This is a genomic window from Streptomyces sp. AC558_RSS880, from assembly GCF_019049255.1.
Classification (GTDB): domain Bacteria; phylum Actinomycetota; class Actinomycetes; order Streptomycetales; family Streptomycetaceae; genus Streptomyces.
Genome location: NZ_JAGMUJ010000084.1, coordinates 105,131 through 126,048, shown reverse-complemented (window position 1 = coordinate 126,048; position 20,918 = coordinate 105,131). Strand labels below are relative to the sequence as shown.

Genomic DNA, 20,918 nt, shown 5'->3' with positions numbered 1-20,918 from the left:
ACTCCCCTGATTCCTAAGCCGTCAACCGAGTGCTCTGGCCGGACCCGGAGGTCGCGTCGCGATACCAGTACTCGAGGGTCAGCACATGCCACAGATGCTTGGAGAAGTCCCGGTGCCCGGCGGCGTCCTCGGCGACCATCCGCGCCAGCGCGTCGCGGCGCAGGAACCCGGAACCGACGAGCAGGCCGTCGTGCACCACCTCGCGCACCAGCGGTGCCAGATCCCGGCTCATCCAGGCGCGCAGCGGGGCGCTGAACAGCCCCTTGGGCCGGTACACGATCTCCCGGGGCAGGACCGAGGCGGCCGCCTCCTTGAGGACGGCCTTGCCCTGCCGTCCGACGATCTTGCGGTCGCCGGGCACGGCGAACGCCGCCTTCACCACCTCGACGTCCACGTACGGCACCCGCACCTCGGTCGACGCGGCCATGCTGGACCGGTCCGTGTACGCGAGGTTCAGGCCCGGCAGGAACATCCGGGCGTCGCCCAGGCACATGCGGTTGACGAAGTCGTCGAGGTCGTTGTCCTGATAGGTGTCCGCGTGCTCGGTCAGCACGTCGTCGACCGCCTCGGCCAGGTCCGGGTCGACCAGGGCGAGCAGCTCGTCCCGGTCGTACATGGTGTAGCTGCGCCGGAACGCGGTCTCCTCCGGCAGGTCGGCGAAGGAGAGGAACCGCTTCGCGAAGCGCACCGACCGGTACCCCCGGCGGGACGTGGCGACCGGCAGCCGGTCCACGACCCCGGACACCCCGCGCCGCAGGGGACGCGGGACGCGCTGGTAGCGCAGCGCGAGCAGGTTGGCCAGGTGCTTGCGGTACCCGGCGAACAGCTCGTCGGCGCCCATCCCCGAGAGCATCACCTTGACCCCGGCCTCCCGCGCGGCCGAGCAGATCAGGAACGTGTTGATCGCGGCGGGGTCGCCGATCGGCTCGTCCAGGTGGTACGTCATCCGCGGCAGCAGGTCGAGCACGTTCGGGGCGATCTCGATCTCGTGGAGGTCGACGCCGAACCGCCCGGCCACCTGCCGGGCGTACCGCAGGTCGTCCGGCATCGCCTCGAACCTGGCGTCCTCGGCGCGGAACCCGATCGTGTAGGCGGAGATCCCGGGCCGGTCGCGGGCCGCCAGCGCGGTCAGGTAGCTGGAGTCGAGACCGCCGGAGAGGAAGGTCGCCACGGGTACGTCGGAGAGCAGGTGCCGTCGGGTCGACTCCTCGACGACGGCGGCCAGGTCCGGCCGCTCACCCTCCCGGGCCCGCTCCCGGCCCTCGGCGGCGACGTCCCGCAGGTTCCAGAACCGGCCGCGCTCCACCCGGCCGTCGGGCCGGCACCGCAGCCAGCTCCCCGGCGGCAGCTTCTCCGCCTCGCGGAACGCGCACCGTGAGTCCGGCACCCAGTAGTACAGCAGCGAGGCCACCAGTGCCGCACGGTCCACCTCCAGCGACCCGCCGGTCGCGGCGGCGAGCGCCTTGAGCTCGGAGGCGAACACCAGACCCCCGCCGCGCCGGAGCAGGAACAGCGGCTTGATGCCGAGCTGGTCGCGGGCGAGCACCAGCTCCCCGGTCCGCTCGTCGAAGACCCCGAACGCGAACATGCCGCGCAGCCGGGGCAGGCAGTCCGTGCCCCAGCGCCGCCAGGCCTCGAGCAGCACCTCGGTGTCGGAGGTGCCGCGGAAGCGCACCCCGGCGGCCGCCAGCTCCGCGCGCAGCTCGGGCGCGTTGTACAGCTCGCCGTTGTACGTCAGGACGAGGCCGTCCGAGACCATCGGCTGGGCGCCGGTGCCGGACAGGTCGATGATGGCCAGCCGGCGGTGCCCGAGGTGCACTTCGCCGTCACCGGCGGGGTGGCTGTACCGGCCCGCCCCGTCCGGTCCGCGGTGGGCGAGGGTGTCGGTGAGCCGGTCGGTCACGGCCTTCCCGTCCGGCCACCGGTACGTGCCTGCGATGCCACACATGTCCTACCGCGCCTCCTGGTCGCTGTCCGGGACCCGTGCCGCCGGCATCGGCAGCCGCTCCGTCCGTAACCGGCCCTCACCCACTGCCTGGACGGCGTGGGAGGTACCCCCGCCGTTCTGCCGGGCCGGCCGCTCGCCGTGGCCGCGCGGCGCGGTGTGCGGCCCGTCCCACAGCGTGCCGTCGGTCCGGTCCCGCGGGTCGGGGTCGATCAGCACCACGCCGATCACCGCGATGTGCTGGTCCGCGAGCTGCCGCGCCACGGTGTGCAGCCATGCGGCGCTGCCGTGCCCGGCCCGCACGACGAGCACGGTCCGGGTGCCGAGGTACTGGAGGTCGGTCCACGCCGTGCCGGGCGCCACCGAGCCGACGCCGAGCCGGCGCTCCTGCGGCGGCACGGTCGCGGCACGCTCTCCGCCGACCACGGCCGGGTCCCCCGGCTGCGGGCGGCGGCCGGCGAGCTGCGGCCCGGGCAGGCCGTCGACGACGGTCACCGGACCGTCCGCCGCCAGTGCCCGGGCGACGTCCAGGGCGATCACGCTCGCGTCGCGCGCACAGCCCAGCTCCAGCAGCGACACCGGTTCCGCGGAGCCGCGTACCCGGCGGGCCAGGGACACGGTGAGCCGTGTCCGTGCCGCCCGGGTCCGCCGGCGCCGCCACATCCCGGCCGGCCGGCGGCGCGTGCGGGGCAGCTCCGCGATGACCGAGGCGCCGAGGTGCGCCGCGATCTCCCGCCGCAGCACGGGGCGGTCCGCCACCACCGCGCCGACCGCGGCCACCGCGAGCCCGAGGGCGAGCCCGAGGACGAGCCCGATCGCGGCGTCGGTGGCGGCGATCCTGGGCAGGGAGTGCCGCACCGCGCGCGGGGCGTCCACGATCTGCGTGCCGGCGACGAGCCGGGGCGTGCCCATGCGCGCCTCCGCGGCACGCTGGTCGAAGTCGGCGATCCGCGAGGTGAGTTCGGCCCGGCGGGCGAAGAGCGACTCGAGGTCCGCCGACGCCGTCGGGTCGGTCTCCGGCGGTCCGTCCCCGATCGCCTCGTTGACCTCGGCGAGCTCCTTCCGCATGCGGTCACGCTGGTCGAGCAGGCTCTTGGCCTCGGCGTTCGCGGCTTCCCGTATCCGCCGCACATGGTCCGCGACGAACGCGTCGGCCAGCGCCTCGGCGCGGGCCACCGCCTCCGCCTCGCTGTCCCCCGTCACATCGATCTGCAGCAGGTTGTTGGTCAGGCCGGTGCCCCGGTAGTCCCGCATGAAGTCCTCCGGGCTCTCCTGGGAGCCGAGGGACCGCAGGGCCGCACCGGCGATCCGCGTGGTCCCCAGCAGCGCGACGTCGGTGCGGATCAGCGTTCCGGTGTCGTTCGGCTGGTCCTCCTGATGCGCGACCAGCACCTTGGTCACCGCGCTCGGTGGCGGCGGCAGCAGGACCGCCACCGCCGCGCCGGCCAGCAGCCCCAGCAGCGCCAGGGAGCACCAGAGGCGGCGGCGCCTGCGCACCGCGGCCACCAGCGCCTGCAGATCCAGCAGCGGAGCGGCGGCCGACGGCTCCGAAGCCCTGTTCGTCGTCACACCGAACCTCCCGTCGCGTGACCGTGAACCGCGAGCGCCGAAGCGGCCTCGTCGTCGGGAGGAGGGGCGGCGGACCGTACCGGACGGGCCAGGACCGTGCCGGCGACGACGACGCCGACGACCTCGTGCCCCGCGTCCGCACACGCCTCCGCGACGCCGGCGAGCTCCCCCGCGGTCCAGCTGCCCGAGCTGAGCACGACCAGGGCACCGGACTCGTCGTCGTGGTCCGGCATCATCGGCCGGGAGACCGAGATCCCCACCGTCCGCAGCAGCGGATCACTCCCGGCCTCGGCGACGAGCCGTCCGGCGGCCCGGTGGGCGATCTCGTCGCCGTCCGGGACGACGACCAGCAGCCGCCGGGGGGCCGGCAGCCGGTCCCGGAGACGGGCGCACACCCGCCGGTAGCGGATCCGTCTGCTGGCCTCGTCGCCGGACGCCTGCGGGGCCGGCAGGTCCCACCGGACGTCGGCGCCCAGCAGCCGGCGGATCCGGGCCCACGGGCCGCTGCCTCCCGGCCGGCGGGCGGGCCGTTCACCGGGTACGTCGACGGCACCCAGGAGCGCCGAGCCCAGCGCCGCGGCGATCTCCGGTTCGGTGCGCAGCCGGCGGCTCATCCGTGCGGCGGCGAGATGGCCGATGACCGCGAGCAGGAAGAACAGCAGCGCCCCGGCGACGACGAGGTGCGTCCTCGTCGGCGGTGTCTCACCGGCCGGCCGGGCCGCCGGCCCCATGACGACCATGCCGGCCCTGTCGGTCGCCGGATCGGCCTCGTCCAGCTTCTTCATGGCCTCCTGCAGCGCGGTCCGCAGCTTCTCGAGCTCGGTGCGGGCCTGCACGCTCTCGACGGTCCGCCCCGGATCGGCCGCCTCGGCCAGGTCGGTGATGCGGCGGTTGGTCTCCTCCACCCTCTTCCGCAGCGCCTCCGGCCCGGCCGCCGATTCGGGGTCGTCGCCGGTGAGCCGCGCGGCGAAGGCGACGAACTGCCCGGCCACCTCGTCGGAGAGCCGCTGCGCCCGCTCCGGGGTGTCGGCCGTGCCCGAGATCTTGATGATGTTCCCGTCGGCGACCCCGGCGCTCACCCGGTCCCGCAGCTCTCCGCCGCCCGCCCCGCTCCGGCCGAGCGCGGCGGCCGTGCGGTCGATCACCACCGAACTGGTCGCGATCTCCGCCTGGGTCAGCAGCTCGCGCTCCTCCCACGCCCCCGGCAGCAGTACCGACGCCGACGTCGTGTACCGCGGCGGGAACAGCAGCGAGGCGCCGTAGCCGACGAGCGCGCCCACCACGGCGAGGACGGTGAGGAGCCGCCAACGCCGACGGATAATCCGCCCGATCGTGACCAGGCGTATCGTGTCATCGCTCAACGGCGCGGCCTTCTCCCTGCCCGGTACGGGGCACCCGCCGACACCGGAGCGCGGTCACGGCAGGCGGCGGCGTAGGCGGCGAGCAGCGAGGCCTGCGAGTTCCGCCAGGAGAGCGGCCCGTTGATCCGCTCCTGGCCGGTCTTGCCCATCCGCGCCCGCTTCTCCGGATCGTCCATCAGCAGCGCGATGAGCCGGGCGAACTCGGTCTCGTCGTCGGCGGGCGCGTAGACGGCGGCGTCACCGGCGGAGACCCGCGCCTCCTTCAGCTCGAACGAGACGACCGGCCGGCCCATCACCATGTACTCCAGGACCTTGTTCATGGTCGACACGTCGTTGAGCGGATTGCGCGGGTCGGGGGAGAGGCACACGTCCGCGGTGGACAGGTAGCGCACCAGGTCGGCGTCCGGAACGCGTCCGGTGAACTGCACCTGCTCCGAGAGCCCGAGCCGCCGGGACAGCTCCACCATCGCGTCGAAGGTGTCGCCGCCGCCGACGAACACCGCGTGCCAGTCGGTCCGCCCGACCTCGTCGCGCAGCTTCGCGAGGGCCCGCAAGGCGTAGTCGACGCCGTCCTGCGGCCCCATGACGCCGAGGTAGCACAGCAGATGGGGCTTGCCGCGCTTCAGCTCCGGTTCCGGCGGTACGGGGTGGAACCGCGCGGTGTCGGGCGCGCTGCGCACCACGAAGACGTCCTCCGGCCGCTTCCCGCCCCGGCGCACCGCGACGTCCCGGTAGCTCTCGTTGGTGGCGAGCACGATGTCCGCGGCCCGGTAGGTCCGCCGTTCCAGCGCGCACACGGCGCGGTGGAGCAGGTCCTCGCCGCGGCCGAACCGGGAGAGGTACAGCTCGGGCACCAGGTCGTGCTGGTCGAAGACGAACCGCGCGCCGCGCCGCTTCAGCCACAGGGCCGGCAGGAACAGCAGGTCGGGCGGGTTGCAGGCGTGGACCACGTCGACCGGGCCGACCTTCCGGGCCAGCCGGAACGTGTGCCACAGCGCCGCTCCGTACTCCCGCAGGTAGCCGGCCGGCCCTCCGGTCGCCGCGCGCAACGGGTAGCGGTGGATCCGCACCCCGTCGATCTCCGCCTCCGGCTCCGTGTCCCGCTTGCTCCCCTGCGGGCAGATGACGTGCACCTCCCAGCCCGCGTCGCGCAGCGTCGTGCACTCCTGCCACACCCGCCGGTCGAACGGCACCGACAGGTTCTCCACCAGGATCAGCGCGCGCCGGCCCGCCCCGTCACCACTGGCTGTGTCGTCGAAAGACGTGTCACCAAGCAAGGCCCACGTACCCCGGTTCGGCCCGGCGCGCCTCGGCGTCGGGGAGGCGGACGAGATCGATGATCACGGGGCCGTCGCCATGGGGCAGCGCCGACAGCACGGCCGGGTCCCTGGTCCCGACCAGGCACACCTCGGCGTGCTCGAGCACCTCGTCGACGGAGTCCGCGAGCAGCTGCGCGAGGTGCGGCAGCCGGGTCTCGATGTACTCGCGGTTCGCGCCGATCAGCCGGGAGAGGCTCACGTTGGCGTCGTGGATCCGCAGGTCGTACCCCTTCCCGAAGAGCCTCTCGGCCAGCTCGACGAGCGGGCTCTCGCGGAGGTCGTCGGTGCCGGGTTTGAAGGACAGCCCGAACATCCCCACCCGGCGTTTGCCGGTGCGCTCGACCAGCTCCACCGCGCGCTGCAGGTGGTCGGAGTTGGAGGGCAGCACGTGGGAGAGGATGGGCACCGAGACGTCGGCCCGCCGTGCCGCGTGGACCAGGCTGCGCAGGTCCTTGGGCAGGCAGGAGCCGCCGAAGGCGAAGCCGGGCCGCAGGTAGGCGGGGCTGATGTTCAGCTTGCGGTCGGCCAGGAACACGTCCATCACCTGGTGCGAGTCCACCCCGAGCGCCTGGCAGACCGCGCCCAGCTCGTTCGCGAAGCCGATCTTGAGGCCGTGGAACGCGTTGTCCGCGTACTTGATCGCCTCGGCGGTCGGGACCGGCACCCGGAACACCTCGCCGGGCAGGCCGTCGTACAGCGCCGCCACCGTGTCGCCGCTCGCCGGGTCGAGTTCGCCGATGACGGTCTTGGGCGGGTCGAAGAAGTCCCGCACGCTCGTGCCCTCGCGCAGGAACTCCGGGTTGACCGCGACCCCGATGTCCACCCCGGCCGTGCCGCCGACGTACTTCTCCAGGATCGGCACCAGCAGGTTCAGGCAGGTGCCCGGGAGCATGGTGCTGCGGAACACGACGGTGTGCCGGCCGCCCCGCTCGGCGAGCGCGGCGCCGATCTGCTCGGTGACCCGCTCCAGGTACGTGGTGCACAGGCTGCCGTTGGGCTCCGACGGCGTGCCCACACAGACCAGCGACACCTCGCTGTCCATGATCGCCTCGCGGACGTCGACGGTGGCGCGTAACGCCCCGGTCCGCACGACCTCGGCGGTGAGCTCGCCGATCCGCTCCTCGACCACCGGGGCCCTGCCGTCGTTGACCAGGTCGACCTTCACCTGGTTCACGTCCACCCCGATGACCTCGTGACCCATGCTGGCCAGGCACGCGGCCGACACGCAGCCCACGTAGCCGAGCCCGAAAACGCTGACTCTCATGTCCCGTTCCTCCCCCCCAGGCAGGCCCTGTCGGCCTGCGGTCCGCGCGGCCGGACGACGGTTCCCGCGCATCAGTAGGCCCCCTGCCCGTGGAGCACCGCACGCAGCGTCTTCCACAAGATCACCGTGTCCAGGGCGAGCGACCAGTCCTCCACGTACCGCAGGTCCAGCCGGACCGTTTCCTCCCACGACAGGTCGCTGCGTCCGCTGATCTGCCACAGGCCGGTGAGTCCGGGCTTGACCAGCAGCCGCCGCCGGATGTCAGGGCCGTACGCGGCCGACTCCTCCGGCAGCGGAGGCCGCGGACCGACGAGCGACATCGATCCGGTGAGCACGTTGAAGAGCTGCGGGAGCTCGTCGACCGAGTACCGGCGCAGCACCGCTCCCACCCGGGTGACCCGCGGATCCCGGCGGAGCTTGAACAGCAGGCCGGCGCCCTCGTTGCGGTCGGCCAGCTCGGCGCGTGCCCGGTCGGCCCCGACGACCATGGTGCGGAACTTGAACATGGTGAATTCACGGCCGTCCTTGCCGACCCTGCGCTGGCGGTAGAACGCCCCGCCCCGGCTGTCCACCACCACGAGCAGCCCCACGCACACCATCAGCGGCGCGAACAGCACCAGCAGGACCGCCGCGCCCAGGCGGTCGACGACCCCTTTGACCGCCCGGCGGCCCCCGGTGAAGGCCGGCATGCTGACCCGCAGCAGCGGGATCCCGAGCACCGCGTCGATGTGCAGCCGCGGGCCGGCCACCTCCATCAGCACGGGGGCCACGACCATGTCGGCGTCGCTGCCCTCGAGGTTCCAGGCCAGCCGCTGCAGCCGGTCCGGTGACCAGTGCGGGTCCGGTGTGACCGCGACGACACGGTAGCCGTCGCGGCGGACGTGATCGGCGACGTCCGACAGCCGGCCGACGACCGGCACTCCGTCCAGTTGGTCACCGTCGGGACCGAGACCGTCCGTCGTGCACACCGCGTCCACGCGCCAGCCGAGGTGCGGGAACTTGCGGGTCCGGGTGATCAGGTCGCGCACGGTGGCCGGGCTCCCGGCGGCGAGCACCGGTCTCAGGCACCGTCCTTCCTTGCGCTGTCGGTGCAGTCCGAGGCGCAGCACGTACCGCGCGGTCATGGTGACGAGCGCGATCGCGGGGATCGCGACGAAGATCCAGAGTTTGATGTTGCGCGAGGTGAGGGCGATTCCGCCGAGCGCCAGGACGACGGTCGCCGCGAACAGCGAGCGTCCGAGCCGGCGGAACTCCTCGGCGCCCTGGCCGAGTACGGCCGGAGCCCACGACCGGCTCACCGCGAGCGTCCCCAGCACCAGCAGCCAGGTGCCGAAGGCGAGGATTCCCCACTTCTCGTGCCAGTTGGCCGCGTCCCGGGCCCCGAAGAAGTTGCCGATCGCCGCCACCACGAAGGCCGTGGTCACGGTATCGCTGGTGATCACGGTACGGCGGTACCGCTGTTCCCACTCGATCGCGGGTCTGCTGATTGTCCCGTTCGCCGGCCGACCGTGCGCCGACGGAAACGGGCTGAGTAATCCCCCTTGCCGCACAGAACCCCCCAGGTCCCCAGTGGTTCGACGTGTTCCCCTGACACCGTTTCTCCACCCGGGAGGCCCCCGCCCCCCGCGCCGCGCTGTTCCTCCCCCCGGAAGGCCCCCGCTCCTGCGCATGACGTCTCGGCTGTTCCGGAACTACGTGAACAACCCACCCTGGCGACGGCGGACTCGTCTGTCCTGCCAGATCCCCGAGGTGCGCGGGAACCCGTCGGAACCCCGGATGCTCCCCGCACCCAAAGCCCCCTCGAAATCCGAGAACTGATCACCCCCACGCCCGGCGCCGGGACGTGACTGCTGGCTTTACGTGGCGCCGGACTTAAAGATCATTACTGGTCGCCCCATGTCCGAACGGCTGAAGCAAGGTCAATCTAGACCATGGGAGCCGTTATGAAGAGGGGTTGTGTGGAATTTGTGTTCATCCTTGGGACTGGATCCACCGATCGGTGACTGCCCACGGGTGCCCTGACGACGCCGCGTGTTCCGGCGGGCCCTCTGCGATGCCCGGTTCGGCGACACCTTTCCGCTGGTCGTGCGCTACGGCGGTGCATGCCGCGAGGCCGGCCCGGACGCTGATGGAGGGGGCGCGGGCAAGGGCGGCCGGTGCCCGAAGCACGGGGCGCGCATGATCGGAACGTGTTCACGCGCATATGACGTTCACCCACTCGCGGAACCTGGCCGGAAGGCCCGGAAACGGGGCCCGACGTGGGGTTCCCCCGCAGGCACCGTCACCGCCGAGGACAAGCGGAAGACCATCGAGCGCACCACCGGTCTGTACGCGGAGATCTACGGTGAGCGGGCCCGCCCCACCACCGCCGTGCTCGACGGCGACGCCTGATCTCCCTCCGATGTGGCGCCCGGAGCCGTGGCGCCGGGCCCCATCGGAGGGCCGTCCGGTACCGGGCCGGCGGCAGCGCGGCCGGGGGAGGCGGACGGTTACCCCCCTACAAGGCGGCCGTCGCGCATGTCGATCGTCCGGTCCGCGAAGTGGCGTACCAGCGCCCGGTCGTGGCAGATGAACAGGTACGCGAGCCCCAGCTCCTCCTGGAGACCGGCGAGCAGGTTGAGGATGCCGGCCCGGACGGACGGGTCGAGGGCGGAGACCGGCTCGTCGAGGACGAGGAGCCGGGGCTCGGACACCAGCGCCCGTGCGATGCCCGCGCGCTGGCACTGCCCGCCGGACAGCTCGTGCGGGAAGCGGTCGCCGTGGGCGGGGTCCAGGCCGACCCGGCCGAGGAGTTCGGCGACCTGGGCGGGGCTCTCCGCGTCGCTCCAGCGGCCCTGGACGCGCAGGGGTTCCGCCACCGCGTCCCGGATGCGGTGGCGAGGGCTGAGCGAGCCGTACGGATCCTGGAAGACCGGCTGCATCCGGGGGCGGAGCGGACGCAGTTCGCGTTCGGTGAGCGCGGTCAGCTCCCGGCCCTCGAAGTGGACCTCGCCGGCGTCCGGGCGGCGCAACTGCAGCACGGCGGTGACCGTGGAGGACTTGCCGCAACCCGACGGGCCGTTCAGGGCGAGGGTCTCGCCCGCCTCCAGGGTGAAGGAGACGTGGTCCACGGCGGTGACCGGGCCGTAGCGCACGACCAGGTCGCGGACGTCCAGCAGCGGGTCGTCCGCGGCGCGGCGCGGCGCGGGGATCACGGGGGTGTTCATACGGACCGCTCCAGGAACAACTCGGTCGCCGGGTGGGGCACGTCCTCCCGGCGATGGCAGGAGACCTCGTGGCCGTCGCCGGCCGCCCGGGGCCGCGGCTCCTCGCGCCGGCAGCGGTCGTCGGCCAGCGGACAGCGGGGCGCGAAGGCGCAGCCGGGCGGGAGACGGTCGAAGGCGGGCGGGGCGCCGGGGATGGTGGGGAGACGTCGGCGGCCGCCGTGCCCACCGGGTTCGCCCGGCGGCAGCGACGCCAGCAGCCCCGCCGTGTACGGCGCCGCGGGGCGGTCCAGCACGCGTCGGGCCGGCCCCTGTTCGACCTGGCGTCCGGCGTACATCACGAGCACGCGGTCGGCGTGGTCGCGGACCGTCCCCAGGTCGTGCGTGACCAGGACGAGGGCGGCGCCCACCGCCTCCCGCTGCTCGCCGAGGACCCGCAGCACCTGCTCCCGGAGGTCCGGGTCCAGCGCGGTCGTCGGCTCGTCGGCGATCAGCAGGTCCGGCTCGTTGATCGTGGCCATGGCGATGACGGCGCGCTGGCGCATCCCGCCGGAGTACTCGTGCGGATACGCCCGCGCCTTGCGTGCGGCGTCCGCGATGCCCACCCGGTCGAGCGCGGCGACCGCCCGCGCACGGGCCTCCGTGCGCGAGACGCGTGCCACCGACCGTACGGCGGCGGCGAGTTGGTCGCCCACGGGATGCACGGGGGAGAGCGCGGAGAGCGCGTCCTGCGGGACGAGGGCCGTGCGGCGGCCGCGCAGGGCGGTGCGGGCCGCGGCCGGGGCGCCCACGAGTTCGTCGTACGAGCCCGGGGTACGGCGCAGCCGCACGCTCCCCGTCACGCGGGCGGCCCGGGGGGCCGTGCCCAGCAGCGCGCGTGCCGTGAGGGACTTGCCCGCGCCCGACTCGCCGACCACGGCGAGAACCTCCCGGGCGCGGACGTCGAAGGTCAGCCCGCTGACGATCTGGACCCCGTGCAGGGAGACGCCGAGACCGCGTACCGAGAGGAGGGCGTCGGTGTCAGGTGGCGCTGCCGTCAAGGGAGGCCTCCTTCCGGGAGGGACGGGAGGGGGAGCCGGGGGATGCGGCCGTGCGGGAGGCGCGCGGCACGGTGCGTCCCTGTGCGTACGCCGCTCCCGCCACGGCGAGGCCGGCCAGCAGCGCGAGGGCGACCGCCGGGGTGAGCGCCGCCCACGGGGCCCGCTCCACGTACGCGCGGGACTCCTCGAGGAGCAGGCCCCACTCGGGGGCGGGCGGCTGCGCGCCGAGTCCCAGGAAGCCCAGGGAGGCGAGGGCGAGGGCGATGCCGGGGAGGCGGAGGACCGCGTGCCGGGCGACGGGGCCGGCCACCGACGGCAGGACGTGGCGGGTCAGGATCCACCACGGGGTGGCGCCGATGGCACGCTGGGCGGTCAGGAACGCCGACGCGCGCACCTCCTGCACCAGGGCCGCCGCGTGTGCGGACAACGGGGGCCAGGAGACCAGCGCGACCGCGAGGGCGGCGCCGCCCGTACCGGGGCCCACGGCCGCCGCGACCAGGACACCGACGATCACCGGTGGCAGTGCGTTGGCGATGTCGGAGGCCCCGGCGGCCACCTGCGGCAGGAATCCGAAGGCCAGCGCGAGCAGCAGGCTCGCGAGGCACACGGCGACGGCCGTGCCGACCGTCGTGGTCGCGCCGTGCCCGAGCCGGGCCAGGACGTCCCGGCCGAGTCCGTCGGTGCCGAGCGGATGCGTCCACGACGGGGGCAGCAGCCGGGCCGTCGTGTCCACGGTGTACGGGTCGCGCAGCAGCCCCCAGCCGATGGCGGTCAGCAGGACGGCGCCCAGTGCCGCGGGGACCGCCGGGTGCGCCCGCACCGGGCGCGGTGCGGGCGGCGTCAGGCCCGCGTCGCGCAGCGCCGGGCCGAGCAGGCGGCGCCGTACGCCTGCGGCCAGCGCACCCGCGGCCAGTCCCAGCACCAGCAGGGCGAGCACGGAACCCTGGAGCAGCGGCAGGTCCTGGGACTTCGCCGCTCCGAGCGCCGTACGGCCGATGCCGGGTACCGCGAACACCGTCTCCACGGCGACCGCCCCGCCGGTCAGGCCGACGGCCACCATGCCGAACTGCGGGACCAGCGGCGGCAGGACGCGCCGCAGCGCGGCCGCCGCGATCCGCGTCCGGCTCACCCCGGCCTCCCGCCACAGCTCCACCCAGCGCTCGTCCAGCACGGTCGGCAGCGCGTCCGCGACCAGGCGGCCGAGGAGTCCGCCCGCCGGGACACCGAGGGCGACGGCGGGCAGGACCAGGTACTCCGGGCCCTGCCAGCCGGAGGTCGGCAGCACGCCGAGCCACACCCCGCACACCAGCAGCGCCACCGTGGCGAGCAGGAACTCGGGCACCGCGGCGAGCATGGCGCCGAACGCGCCCGCCGACCCCCGGCCGCGCACCAGCACCGGTGCGACCAGCGTGCAGGCGAGCAGTACCGCGACCGCGAGGGCGGCGGCCATGAGGCCCGAGGACACCTGGAGACCGGAGAGCACGGACGGCAGCACGTCGGTGCCCGAGACCCACGAGGTGCCGAGGTCGCCGCGGACCAGCCCGGCGAGCCAGTCACCCAGCAGCGACGGGGGGCCCGCGTCCAGGCCGAGGTCACGGCGCACCGCGTCCAGGGCCTCCCGGGTGGGCTCCTGCTCGGCCGACCGCGCCCGCAGCACGGTCAGCGCGGGGTCGCGGCCGGAGAGCCAGGGCAGCAGGCCGACGGCGGCCAGTACGGCGGTGAGGCAGACGAGGCGGGTCAGCGTGGCCGCACCGGCCCGCCCGCGTGTGCGGGACCTCACTTGACCTGGGTGTCGATGGTGACGAGCTCCCGCTCGCGCGGGTCGTGGGCCGCGCCCGTGACCCCGGCGGCGTCGCCCTGGACGACGCGCTCGTGCAGCATGGGCACCGCGGCGTCCGTGGCGAGCACGGCGGCCTCGGCCTCGATGACCGCCTTGCGCCGCGCGTCACCGGTCGGCGCCGAGGACGCCTTCCGAAGCGCCTTGTCGACCGCCGGGTCGGCCAGCTGGGAGATGTTGAAGGATCCCTCGGAGGCGAAGTCGCTGTAGAGGTACGCGGCCGGGTCGCCGGAGTCGAGGACGGTCGCCCGGGACAGGACGAACGCGTCGAACCGGCCTGCCAGCGCGTCGGACTCGATGTTCGCGTACTCGCGGATCTCCAGCTTCACCTTGAAGCCGGCCTCCTGCAACTGCTGTTGCAGGGTGGCGGCGACCTCGGGGAGTTCGGCGCGGTCGGTGAAGGTGCCGATGGTGACGGTCTTCCCGGCCGGGTCGCCGGCCTTCGCCCGGCCCTCGACCGGCTCGCGCAGTTCGGCCGCCCACGGGAGCGCCGGGCCCAGCAGGCCCTCGGCGACGTCGGCGCGTCCCTCGTACACGCCGTCCACGAGGGACTTCGCGTCGATCGCCTCCCGTGCGGCCGCGCGCAGCGAGGCGTCCTTGAAAACACCCTTCTCCGTGTTCAGGTACAGGGTGTTGGTGCGCGGCATGGGGACCTCGGTGATCAGGTCCTGGTCGAGCACGGCGGCCTGCGAGACGGGGACCGCCTCGACGATGTCGGCCTCGCCGCTGCGCAGGGCGGCGGCCCTGGCGGTGCCGTCGGGCACGAAGCGGACGTCGATGCCGGGGGCCTTGGCCTTGCCGCCCCAGTAGTCGTCGTAGCGGTCGAGGGTCGCCGAGGACGTGCCGTTCACCTCGGTCAGCTCGAAGGGGCCGGTGCCCGCGCCGGCCGGGTTCACGGTCTTCCCCTCGTACGCCTTGGCCGCGAGGATCGCGAGCTGCGGAGAGCTGAGGCGCTGCGGGACGAGCGGGTCCTCCTCGGCGGTGGTGACGGTGACCTTGTCCCCGTCGGCCTCCACGGTCATGTCGACGCCGTCGAGGATGCGCGGCTTGGGGGACGCGGTGGCGGCGCGGGTGAGGGAGTCGACCACGGCCTCGGCGGTGAGGTCGGTGCCGTCGTGGAAGGTGACACCGTCCCGGACGGTGAAGGTCCAACTGCGTCCGGACTGCTTCCACCCGGTGGCGAGGGCGGGTTCGGCGTCGCCGTCCTCGTCCAGCTTCACCAGGGTCTCGGCGGTCGACCAGCGGGACAGCTTGAACGCGTCGTCGGAGAGCGGAGAGAGCCCCGAGCGCGGCGGCTGCATCATCGCGACGCGTATGCGACGGCTCTCGCCCTCGGAGGAGCCGTCGGCGTCCGACGCCGCGGAGAAGCAGCCGGTGAGCAGGAGGGAGGCGGTGGTGACCGCGGTGAGAGGGACGAAACGGGCGGGGAGGCGCACGGGGACACTCCGGGGCAGTGCTCGGTCAAGATCGGGTGTGCGACGACCGTAGCATGATGACAATCATTTTCATAAGTGTGGTTCCGCCGGACCTCGCTTCCGCCGATGAGGAAGGCCGCGCCACGGAAGAGGAGACCCGGGAGGGACGCATTGGCCGCCCCGGCAGCGCGCTCGACCGCACACCCACCACCCCTCCTGAGCACGGGACGCCGTCCAGGGGCACGGTCCGGTGAGGCTTAGGGACGGGTGTACCTGGAAACGACTACTCCCGAACGATCGTCGCGACGGCGGTCGGCCGACACGGGGAGGGGTCTCACGTGGATGCGCCCTTGTATCTGAGGCCGAGGGTGGATCCGCAGCTCGCCTCACTGCTGACGGACCGGCCCTTCCTGCACTCGCTCGTCGACGCGCTCGGGTCTCCGCTCAACGTGCTGCTCCCCGAGGCCGTCGCCCGGAACGCCGCCCGCTTCCGTGCCGTCTACCGCCGCCACCGTCTGAGCGGGCGCGTGTACTTCGCGCACAAGGCGAACCGGGCCGGTGCCCTGGTGCGGCGGCTGGCGGCCGAGGACCCGGCCGCCGTCGGGGTCGACGTCGCCTCCCTGGAGGAGCTGAGGCACGCACTGGGGTGTGGATTCACCGGGGACCGCATCATGGCCACCGGCCCCAAGGACGCCGAATTCCTCTGGCTGGCGGCGCGCGTGGGGGCGACGGTGAACCTGGACTCGGCCGGAGAGCTGGAACGGCTCTCCGGCCTGGTGCGCACGCACGGTCTCGGCCGGGTCGCCGTACTGGTGCGCCTGTCCGGATTCGAGTCCGCCGCCGGCCACGGGGGAGCGGGCACCCGGCTGCTCTCCCGGCGCAGCCGCTTCGGCACCCCGGTGCGGGACGCGGAGGCGCTGCTGTCGGCGCTCGAACGCAACGCGGACGCCGTGGAGTTCACCGGCGCCGCCTACCACCTGGACACCACCGGCGTGGAGGAGAAGGCACGGGCGCTGGAGCAGTGCGTGCTGTTCATGGACGAGTGCCGGGCACGGGGACTGGCGCCGCGCGCCCTCGACATCGGGGGCGGATTCGGCGTCGGTTACGTCGCCGAGGCGGGGGAGTGGGAGCGGTGGACCACCGCGCTGAGCGAGGCGGTGCTCGGTGTCCGCCCGCCGCTGACCTGGCGCGGTCACGGCTACGGGCTGCGCAACGAGGGCGGCACGGTCCGCGGGGCGGCCGCGCTGTACCCCGCGCACCGTCCCACCGCCGGCCCCGGCTACCTCGACGAGTTGCTCTCCCTGCCCGCACCGGCGTCGGGCCGGCCGTCGGCCACCCTCCTCCTGGAACACCTCCACGACCTGTACATCGAACCCGGCCGCTCCCTGGTCGACCAGTGCGGGCTGTCGCTGGCGCGGGTGCTGGACGTACGGCCCGCGGACACGGACTCCGGGCACCACGTGGTGCGCCTCGGCATGAACGCGGGAGACATGAGCTTCGAGGAGCACGGAGTCCTCGTGGACCCCGTCCTGCTGCCGCGTGACGAAGCGGCGACCGGTGAGGAGGAACCTTTCGGCGTCTACCTCACCGGCAACCTGTGCCTGGAAGGCGATCTCATCACCCGGCGCCTGGTCTTCCTGCCCCGGCTGCCGCGCGCGGGAGATCTGCTGGCCTTCGCCAACACCGCCGGATACGCCATGGACTTCCACGCCCACCACGCGCAACGGCAGCCCGCCGCCCGGACGGTCGCGGTGGAGCGGCGGGGCGACTCCTGGCGCTGGTGCCTGGACGAGGACTACTGGCCGATCACACCCTTGGGGGGAACACCCGGATGAGGTACGACAGCATCACGGAGGCCATCGGCAACACACCTCTGGTGCGCATCGACCCCGGCGTGCACGCGCTGCGCAACATCGACCTCTACGCCAAGCTGGAGATGCTCAACCCGTTCGGGTCCGTCAAGGACCGGCCCGCCTGGCACATGGCCCGGCCCCACCTGGAGGCCGCGGCCGACGGCGACGGGACGGTCGTCGAACTCTCCAGCGGCAACACGGCCAAGGCCCTCGCCCTGCTGGCCGGCATGCACGGACTGAGGTTCAAGAGCGTCACCAACCGCATGCGCGTGCCCGAGATCAAGGAGCTCCTGCTGCTCCTCGGCGCGGAGATCGAGGAACTGCCCGGACGCAGCGAGTGCCTCGACCCGACCGACACCGACGACCCGCTGACCCACTTCCACCGGGCGCTCTCCGACCCGGGGAGCACCTACCTGCACACCGACCAGTACTTCAACCCGCGCAACGTCGAGGCCCACGCGGCGGGTACCGGACCCGAGATAGTCAAGGACCTCGACGGGCGTGCGCCGGACTGGTTCGTCGCCTGTGTCGGCACGGCCGGTTCGTCGACCGGCGTCGCCAGGGTGCTGCGCGAGCACGACCCGCAGGTGCGGGTCCTCGGCCTGGTCGCCCACAAGTCGGACTTCATCCCCGGCATCCGCACCATCGACGAGGTCCACCAGGTCGGCCTGTTCGACCCGGCGACGTACGACACCATCGAGTCGGTGACCTCCGGCGAGGCCATCGACGGGATGATCACCCTCATCCGCCGCTGCGGACTGCTGTCGGGACCGACCGGAGGCGCCGCCTACCAAGGAGCGGTCCGGCACCTGCGGCACGCCGACGCCGAGCTGGACGGGACGGGGCAGCGCCGGACGGCGGTCTTCATCGTGTGCGACCGGGCCGAGAGCTACCTGAGCTATGTGCGTCAGCGGCGCCCGGAACTCTTCGGCCGGACGGACCGGGGGCGGTCCGTGTCGGCCGTCACCGACGCCGAGGCCCGCGCGGAGGCCCGCGTCATCGGAGTCGACGACGCCCGGCGCTGGACCGTCGAGGGTGATCCCCGGCCGCTCGTCGTCGACCTGCGCAGCCCGCACGCCTACGCCGCCCTGCACATCGAGGGCTCGGTCAACATGGTCGACGAGCTGTTCGAGGAATTGCTCCGCGGCGGGCTCCCCTTCAGCAAGCGGACGCCGGTCCTGCTGGCCTGTCCCGTCGGCGAGAAGTCGCTGCGCTACGCCGCCGCGCTGACCCGGATGGGCCATCCGGACGTCCGCAGCCTGGCCGGCGGGATCGTCGCCTGGCGGGACGCGGGCGCACCGCTGGTGCGTGAGTGAGCGCGGGGCACCCGCTCGCCGGGGTGGAGCCGGACGACCCGCTCCGGCAGCGGGAGTTGAGGGAGCAGTTCCCCATCGTCACCGCCCATCCGGAGCTGGCGTACCTCGACAGCGCGGCGACGTCCCAGAAGCCGCGCGCCGTACTGGAGGCCGTCCAGACCTATCTCACGACGTCGAACGCCAACGCGGGGCGCGGCACCTATCCCTGGGCCAACCGGACCACGGAGCTGGTGGAATCGACCCGGGAACGGGTCAAGGAGTTCCTCCACGACCCCGAACCGGGCCGCTCCGGGGTCCACTTCACCAGCGGCACCACCGAGGGCCTGCGCACCGTCGCCCGCGACTGGCTCGTCCCGTACCTCACCGACGGCGACGAGATCCTCGTGCCGCATGCCGACCACCGGGCCAACCTGGACCCCTGGCTCGAGGCCCGGCGGCTGCTGGCCGAACGCGGCATCGACGTCCGTGTGCGCGCCCTGCCGTACCAGACGGCCTCCGGCGACTACGACCACCGGGCCCTGGGCGAGGCCGTGGGCCCGCGGACCCGCTTCGTGGCCGCCACCCACGTCCACCACGTCTACGGCGGCGACATGAACGTGCACCGCATCCGCGCGGCGGTCGGCCCGGACGTGCCGATCTGTCTGGACGCGGCGCAGAGCGTCGGCCACCTGCCCGTCCGTCTCGACGATCCGTCGCTGGACGTGGACTTCGTGGTCTTCTCCGGGCACAAGGCGATGGCCCTGCCCGGCTCGGGGGCGGTCTGGGCACGCAACGCGCGAGGGCCTGTGTTCCGGCCGGACGGCTGGCAGGGCACGCCCAACACGGCGGGCATCGTGTCCCTGCGGGCCGCGCTCGACTGGCTCGACGCCGCCGGAGTCGAACGGATCGCGCGCTGGACGACCGCGCTCACCACCCGGCTGACCGACCGGCTCGGGCGCCTCGGCCCGTACGAGGTCCTCGGCTGCCCGGCGAGCCTGGCCGCCGACTCCGCACTCCCCGCGGCCCAGCGCCGCCACGGCATCGTCACCTTCCGGCACCGCGACATCCCCTCCGACGACCTGGGGTTCATCCTCTTCAGCCACGGCTTCATGGTGCGCGCCGACAGCCTCTGCCAGGCCGGCGCCGACGAGCGGGACGGGTCGGTACGGGTGAGCCTGCACGTGTACAACACGGTGGAGGAGATCGACCGTCTGCTGACCGTCCTCGCGTCGTTGACGTGAATGGCAACTGATAACCGTTTCCACCTGTAGATTCGTCCGTGCCCACGGACGGACGAGGAACGGATGAGGTGGCGCAAGCGATGGGCGTGAGCATGGAGACGGCCAGGATGTGGGTGGAACGCTGGGAACGGCAGCAGGAGCGGTACGCGGTGGACCGCGAGGAGCGGTTCTCCGTGATCGCGGACGTCGTCGAGCACACCACCGCCGGCCGTGCCCGCCCCCATCTGCTCGACCTGGGGTGCGGCCCCGGCTCCCTGGCCGCCAGGCTCGCCGCCCGCTTCCCGGACGCCGAGATCGTCGCCGCCGACATGGACCCCCTGCTGCTGGAACTGGGGCGGACGCACCACGCCGACGCCGCCCGCTACGTCGACACCGTCATCGGCGAGGAGGGCTGGACCCGGTCCCTCGGACTGGAACGTCCCCTGGACGCCGCCGTCTCGACGACCGCGCTGCACTACCTGCCCGAGCCGGCGCTGCTGCGCACCTACCGCTCCCTGGCGTCCCTGCTGCGCCCCGGCGGTGTCCTCGTCAACGGGGACCACTTCCCGCCGGACGCGCCGGCGTGCTCGGCCCTCACCGCCCATGTGGGCCGTCGCAGGTCGGAGCGGACGGGCAGCCGCACACGGGAGGACTGGCGGTCCTGGTGGGACGACGCGGCCCGGGACCCCGAACTGGCCGACCTGTTCGACGAACGCGGGCGGCGCCCGGCGGCCCGCGCCGGGAGCGGGGGCGACGAGAGGGTGACGGCGCACCGTCACGCCGAACTGCTGCGCCGGGCGGGCTTCGCCCATGTCGTACCGGTCTGGCAGTTCGGTGACAGCGCCGTACTGGTGGCGGTCATGGACGGCGCGCCCGGAGTCCGTGCTCCCGCCGGGACGTGAGCCCGCAGGGGAGGGAACCGCTTCGGAGGACCGGACTCATCAGGATCCCGTCCCGGTCGTCACCGGGCGCCACGCGCCCGGCTCGCCTGCAAGGAGCCTGCGGCGGTCCGGGGAGAGGTTCCGTACGATCCTCTCGACCGCCGGACAGGCGGTGCTCCGGGTGCTCGTCGCCCTTCCTCCGCGTGCGTGGTCGCGCGCGTCATCCTATGTTGATTCGGTAGCGCCGCAGAGGCCGTCGGACGGGCGGCCGCCCATCCGGTCCGCATCGGGAGTACGTCATGACGTCCGTCACCGGGCATCGCACCCACGAAGGCCACGACCACCGGCACGAGGAGGGCTGCGGGCACGTCGCGGTCCCGCACGGAGACCACGTCGACTACGTGCACGACGGACACATCCACCGCGCGCACGACGGGCACACCGACGAGTGCGCGACCGCCGGTCACGCGCGGCACGAGGGTCACGAGCACCAGCACGGAAGCGGCTGTGGCCATGTCGCCGTGCCGCACGGCGACCATGTCGACTACGTGCACGAAGGGCATCGGCACGCCGCCCACGAGGGGCACTGGGACGACCACTGAATCACACACGGCCGCCTGTGCCCGGTGGCGGCGGCCGCCGAACGACCGCGTACGGCGGGTGGGCGAGTCACCGCTCCGCGCGTGGCGGTGCTGACGGCCGTCTCGGCCCCGGGC

The 20,918-nt window shown here is 73.5% G+C and carries 15 protein-coding genes and 1 pseudogene; 6 read left to right on the top strand and 10 right to left on the bottom strand.

Annotated elements, in window-relative coordinates:
* Positions 1–13 precede the first annotated feature (13 nt).
* The 6 genes from asnB to KUM38_RS25345 all read right to left on the bottom strand — a co-directional run bounded on the left by asnB (position 14) and on the right by KUM38_RS25345 (position 9,008).
* Positions 14–1,948 carry an asparagine synthase (glutamine-hydrolyzing) gene (asnB, locus tag KUM38_RS25370; RefSeq protein ID WP_217132052.1) on the bottom strand — a complete coding sequence of 645 codons (1,935 nt, stop codon included), beginning with the start codon at positions 1,946–1,948 and terminating at the stop codon, positions 14–16.
* A gap of 3 nt (positions 1,949–1,951) precedes the next feature.
* The gene (locus KUM38_RS25365; RefSeq protein ID WP_217132049.1) at positions 1,952–3,514 is read right to left on the bottom strand and encodes a Wzz/FepE/Etk N-terminal domain-containing protein; all 1,563 of its coding nucleotides are present in this window, start codon (positions 3,512–3,514) and stop codon (positions 1,952–1,954) included.
* On the bottom strand, positions 3,511–4,875 hold the full coding sequence (locus KUM38_RS25360; RefSeq protein ID WP_217132047.1) for a Wzz/FepE/Etk N-terminal domain-containing protein: 1,365 nt from the start codon (positions 4,873–4,875) through the stop codon (positions 3,511–3,513). The genes KUM38_RS25365 and KUM38_RS25360 overlap by 4 nt, the downstream gene beginning before the upstream one ends.
* Positions 4,872–6,152 (bottom strand): glycosyltransferase family 4 protein, encoded by a 1,281-nt coding sequence (locus KUM38_RS25355; RefSeq protein ID WP_217132045.1) that lies wholly within the window; start codon positions 6,150–6,152, stop codon positions 4,872–4,874. Before KUM38_RS25355 ends, KUM38_RS25360 begins: the two co-directional genes overlap by 4 nt.
* Positions 6,142–7,458: a nucleotide sugar dehydrogenase gene (locus KUM38_RS25350; RefSeq protein ID WP_217132037.1), complete on the bottom strand. Its 1,317-nt coding sequence runs from the start codon at positions 7,456–7,458 to the stop codon at positions 6,142–6,144. Before KUM38_RS25350 ends, KUM38_RS25355 begins: the two co-directional genes overlap by 11 nt.
* Positions 7,459–7,529: 71 nt before the next feature.
* Positions 7,530–9,008 (bottom strand): sugar transferase, encoded by a 1,479-nt coding sequence (locus tag KUM38_RS25345; protein ID WP_217132034.1) that lies wholly within the window; start codon positions 9,006–9,008, stop codon positions 7,530–7,532.
* A 718-nt stretch (positions 9,009–9,726) separates the two neighbouring features.
* Here KUM38_RS25345 and KUM38_RS25340 point away from each other — a divergent pair.
* A pseudogene (locus tag KUM38_RS25340) lies at positions 9,727–9,834 on the top strand (tautomerase family protein); the annotation flags it as partial.
* 113 nt (positions 9,835–9,947) lie between these two features.
* Here KUM38_RS25340 and KUM38_RS25335 read toward each other — a convergent pair.
* From KUM38_RS25335 to KUM38_RS25320, 4 genes are read right to left on the bottom strand one after another with little or no spacing between them, the layout of a single operon-like run.
* Positions 9,948–10,664: a dipeptide/oligopeptide/nickel ABC transporter ATP-binding protein gene (locus KUM38_RS25335; protein WP_217132032.1), complete on the bottom strand. Its 717-nt coding sequence runs from the start codon at positions 10,662–10,664 to the stop codon at positions 9,948–9,950.
* Positions 10,661–11,701, bottom strand: coding sequence for an ABC transporter ATP-binding protein (locus tag KUM38_RS25330; protein WP_217132030.1), 1,041 nt, complete (start codon positions 11,699–11,701; stop codon positions 10,661–10,663). Before KUM38_RS25330 ends, KUM38_RS25335 begins: the two co-directional genes overlap by 4 nt.
* Positions 11,682–13,481: an ABC transporter permease subunit gene (locus KUM38_RS25325; RefSeq protein ID WP_217132023.1), complete on the bottom strand. Its 1,800-nt coding sequence runs from the start codon at positions 13,479–13,481 to the stop codon at positions 11,682–11,684. Before KUM38_RS25325 ends, KUM38_RS25330 begins: the two co-directional genes overlap by 20 nt.
* Positions 13,478–14,974, bottom strand: a complete 1,497-nt coding sequence (locus tag KUM38_RS25320; protein WP_217132021.1) for an ABC transporter substrate-binding protein — start codon at positions 14,972–14,974, stop codon at positions 13,478–13,480. Before KUM38_RS25320 ends, KUM38_RS25325 begins: the two co-directional genes overlap by 4 nt.
* A gap of 317 nt (positions 14,975–15,291) precedes the next feature.
* Between KUM38_RS25320 and KUM38_RS25315 the strand changes: the two genes are divergently transcribed.
* From KUM38_RS25315 to KUM38_RS25295, 5 genes are all read left to right on the top strand, one after another.
* Entirely contained in the window at positions 15,292–16,788 is a 1,497-nt protein-coding gene (locus tag KUM38_RS25315; protein ID WP_308409043.1) for a Y4yA family PLP-dependent enzyme, read from the top strand.
* Entirely contained in the window at positions 16,785–18,122 is a 1,338-nt protein-coding gene (locus KUM38_RS25310; RefSeq protein ID WP_217132019.1) for a pyridoxal-phosphate dependent enzyme, read from the top strand. The genes KUM38_RS25315 and KUM38_RS25310 overlap by 4 nt, the downstream gene beginning before the upstream one ends.
* On the top strand, positions 18,119–19,342 hold the full coding sequence (locus KUM38_RS25305; protein ID WP_374227076.1) for an aminotransferase class V-fold PLP-dependent enzyme: 1,224 nt from the start codon (positions 18,119–18,121) through the stop codon (positions 19,340–19,342). Before KUM38_RS25310 ends, KUM38_RS25305 begins: the two co-directional genes overlap by 4 nt.
* Positions 19,343–19,422: 80 nt before the next feature.
* A complete protein-coding gene (locus tag KUM38_RS25300; protein ID WP_217132018.1) occupies positions 19,423–20,223 on the top strand; it encodes a trans-aconitate 2-methyltransferase in 801 nt (266 codons plus the stop codon).
* Positions 20,224–20,501: 278 nt separating this feature from the next.
* Positions 20,502–20,804, top strand: coding sequence for a hypothetical protein (locus tag KUM38_RS25295; RefSeq protein ID WP_217132016.1), 303 nt, complete (start codon positions 20,502–20,504; stop codon positions 20,802–20,804).
* The last annotated feature ends 114 nt before the right edge of the window (positions 20,805–20,918 follow it).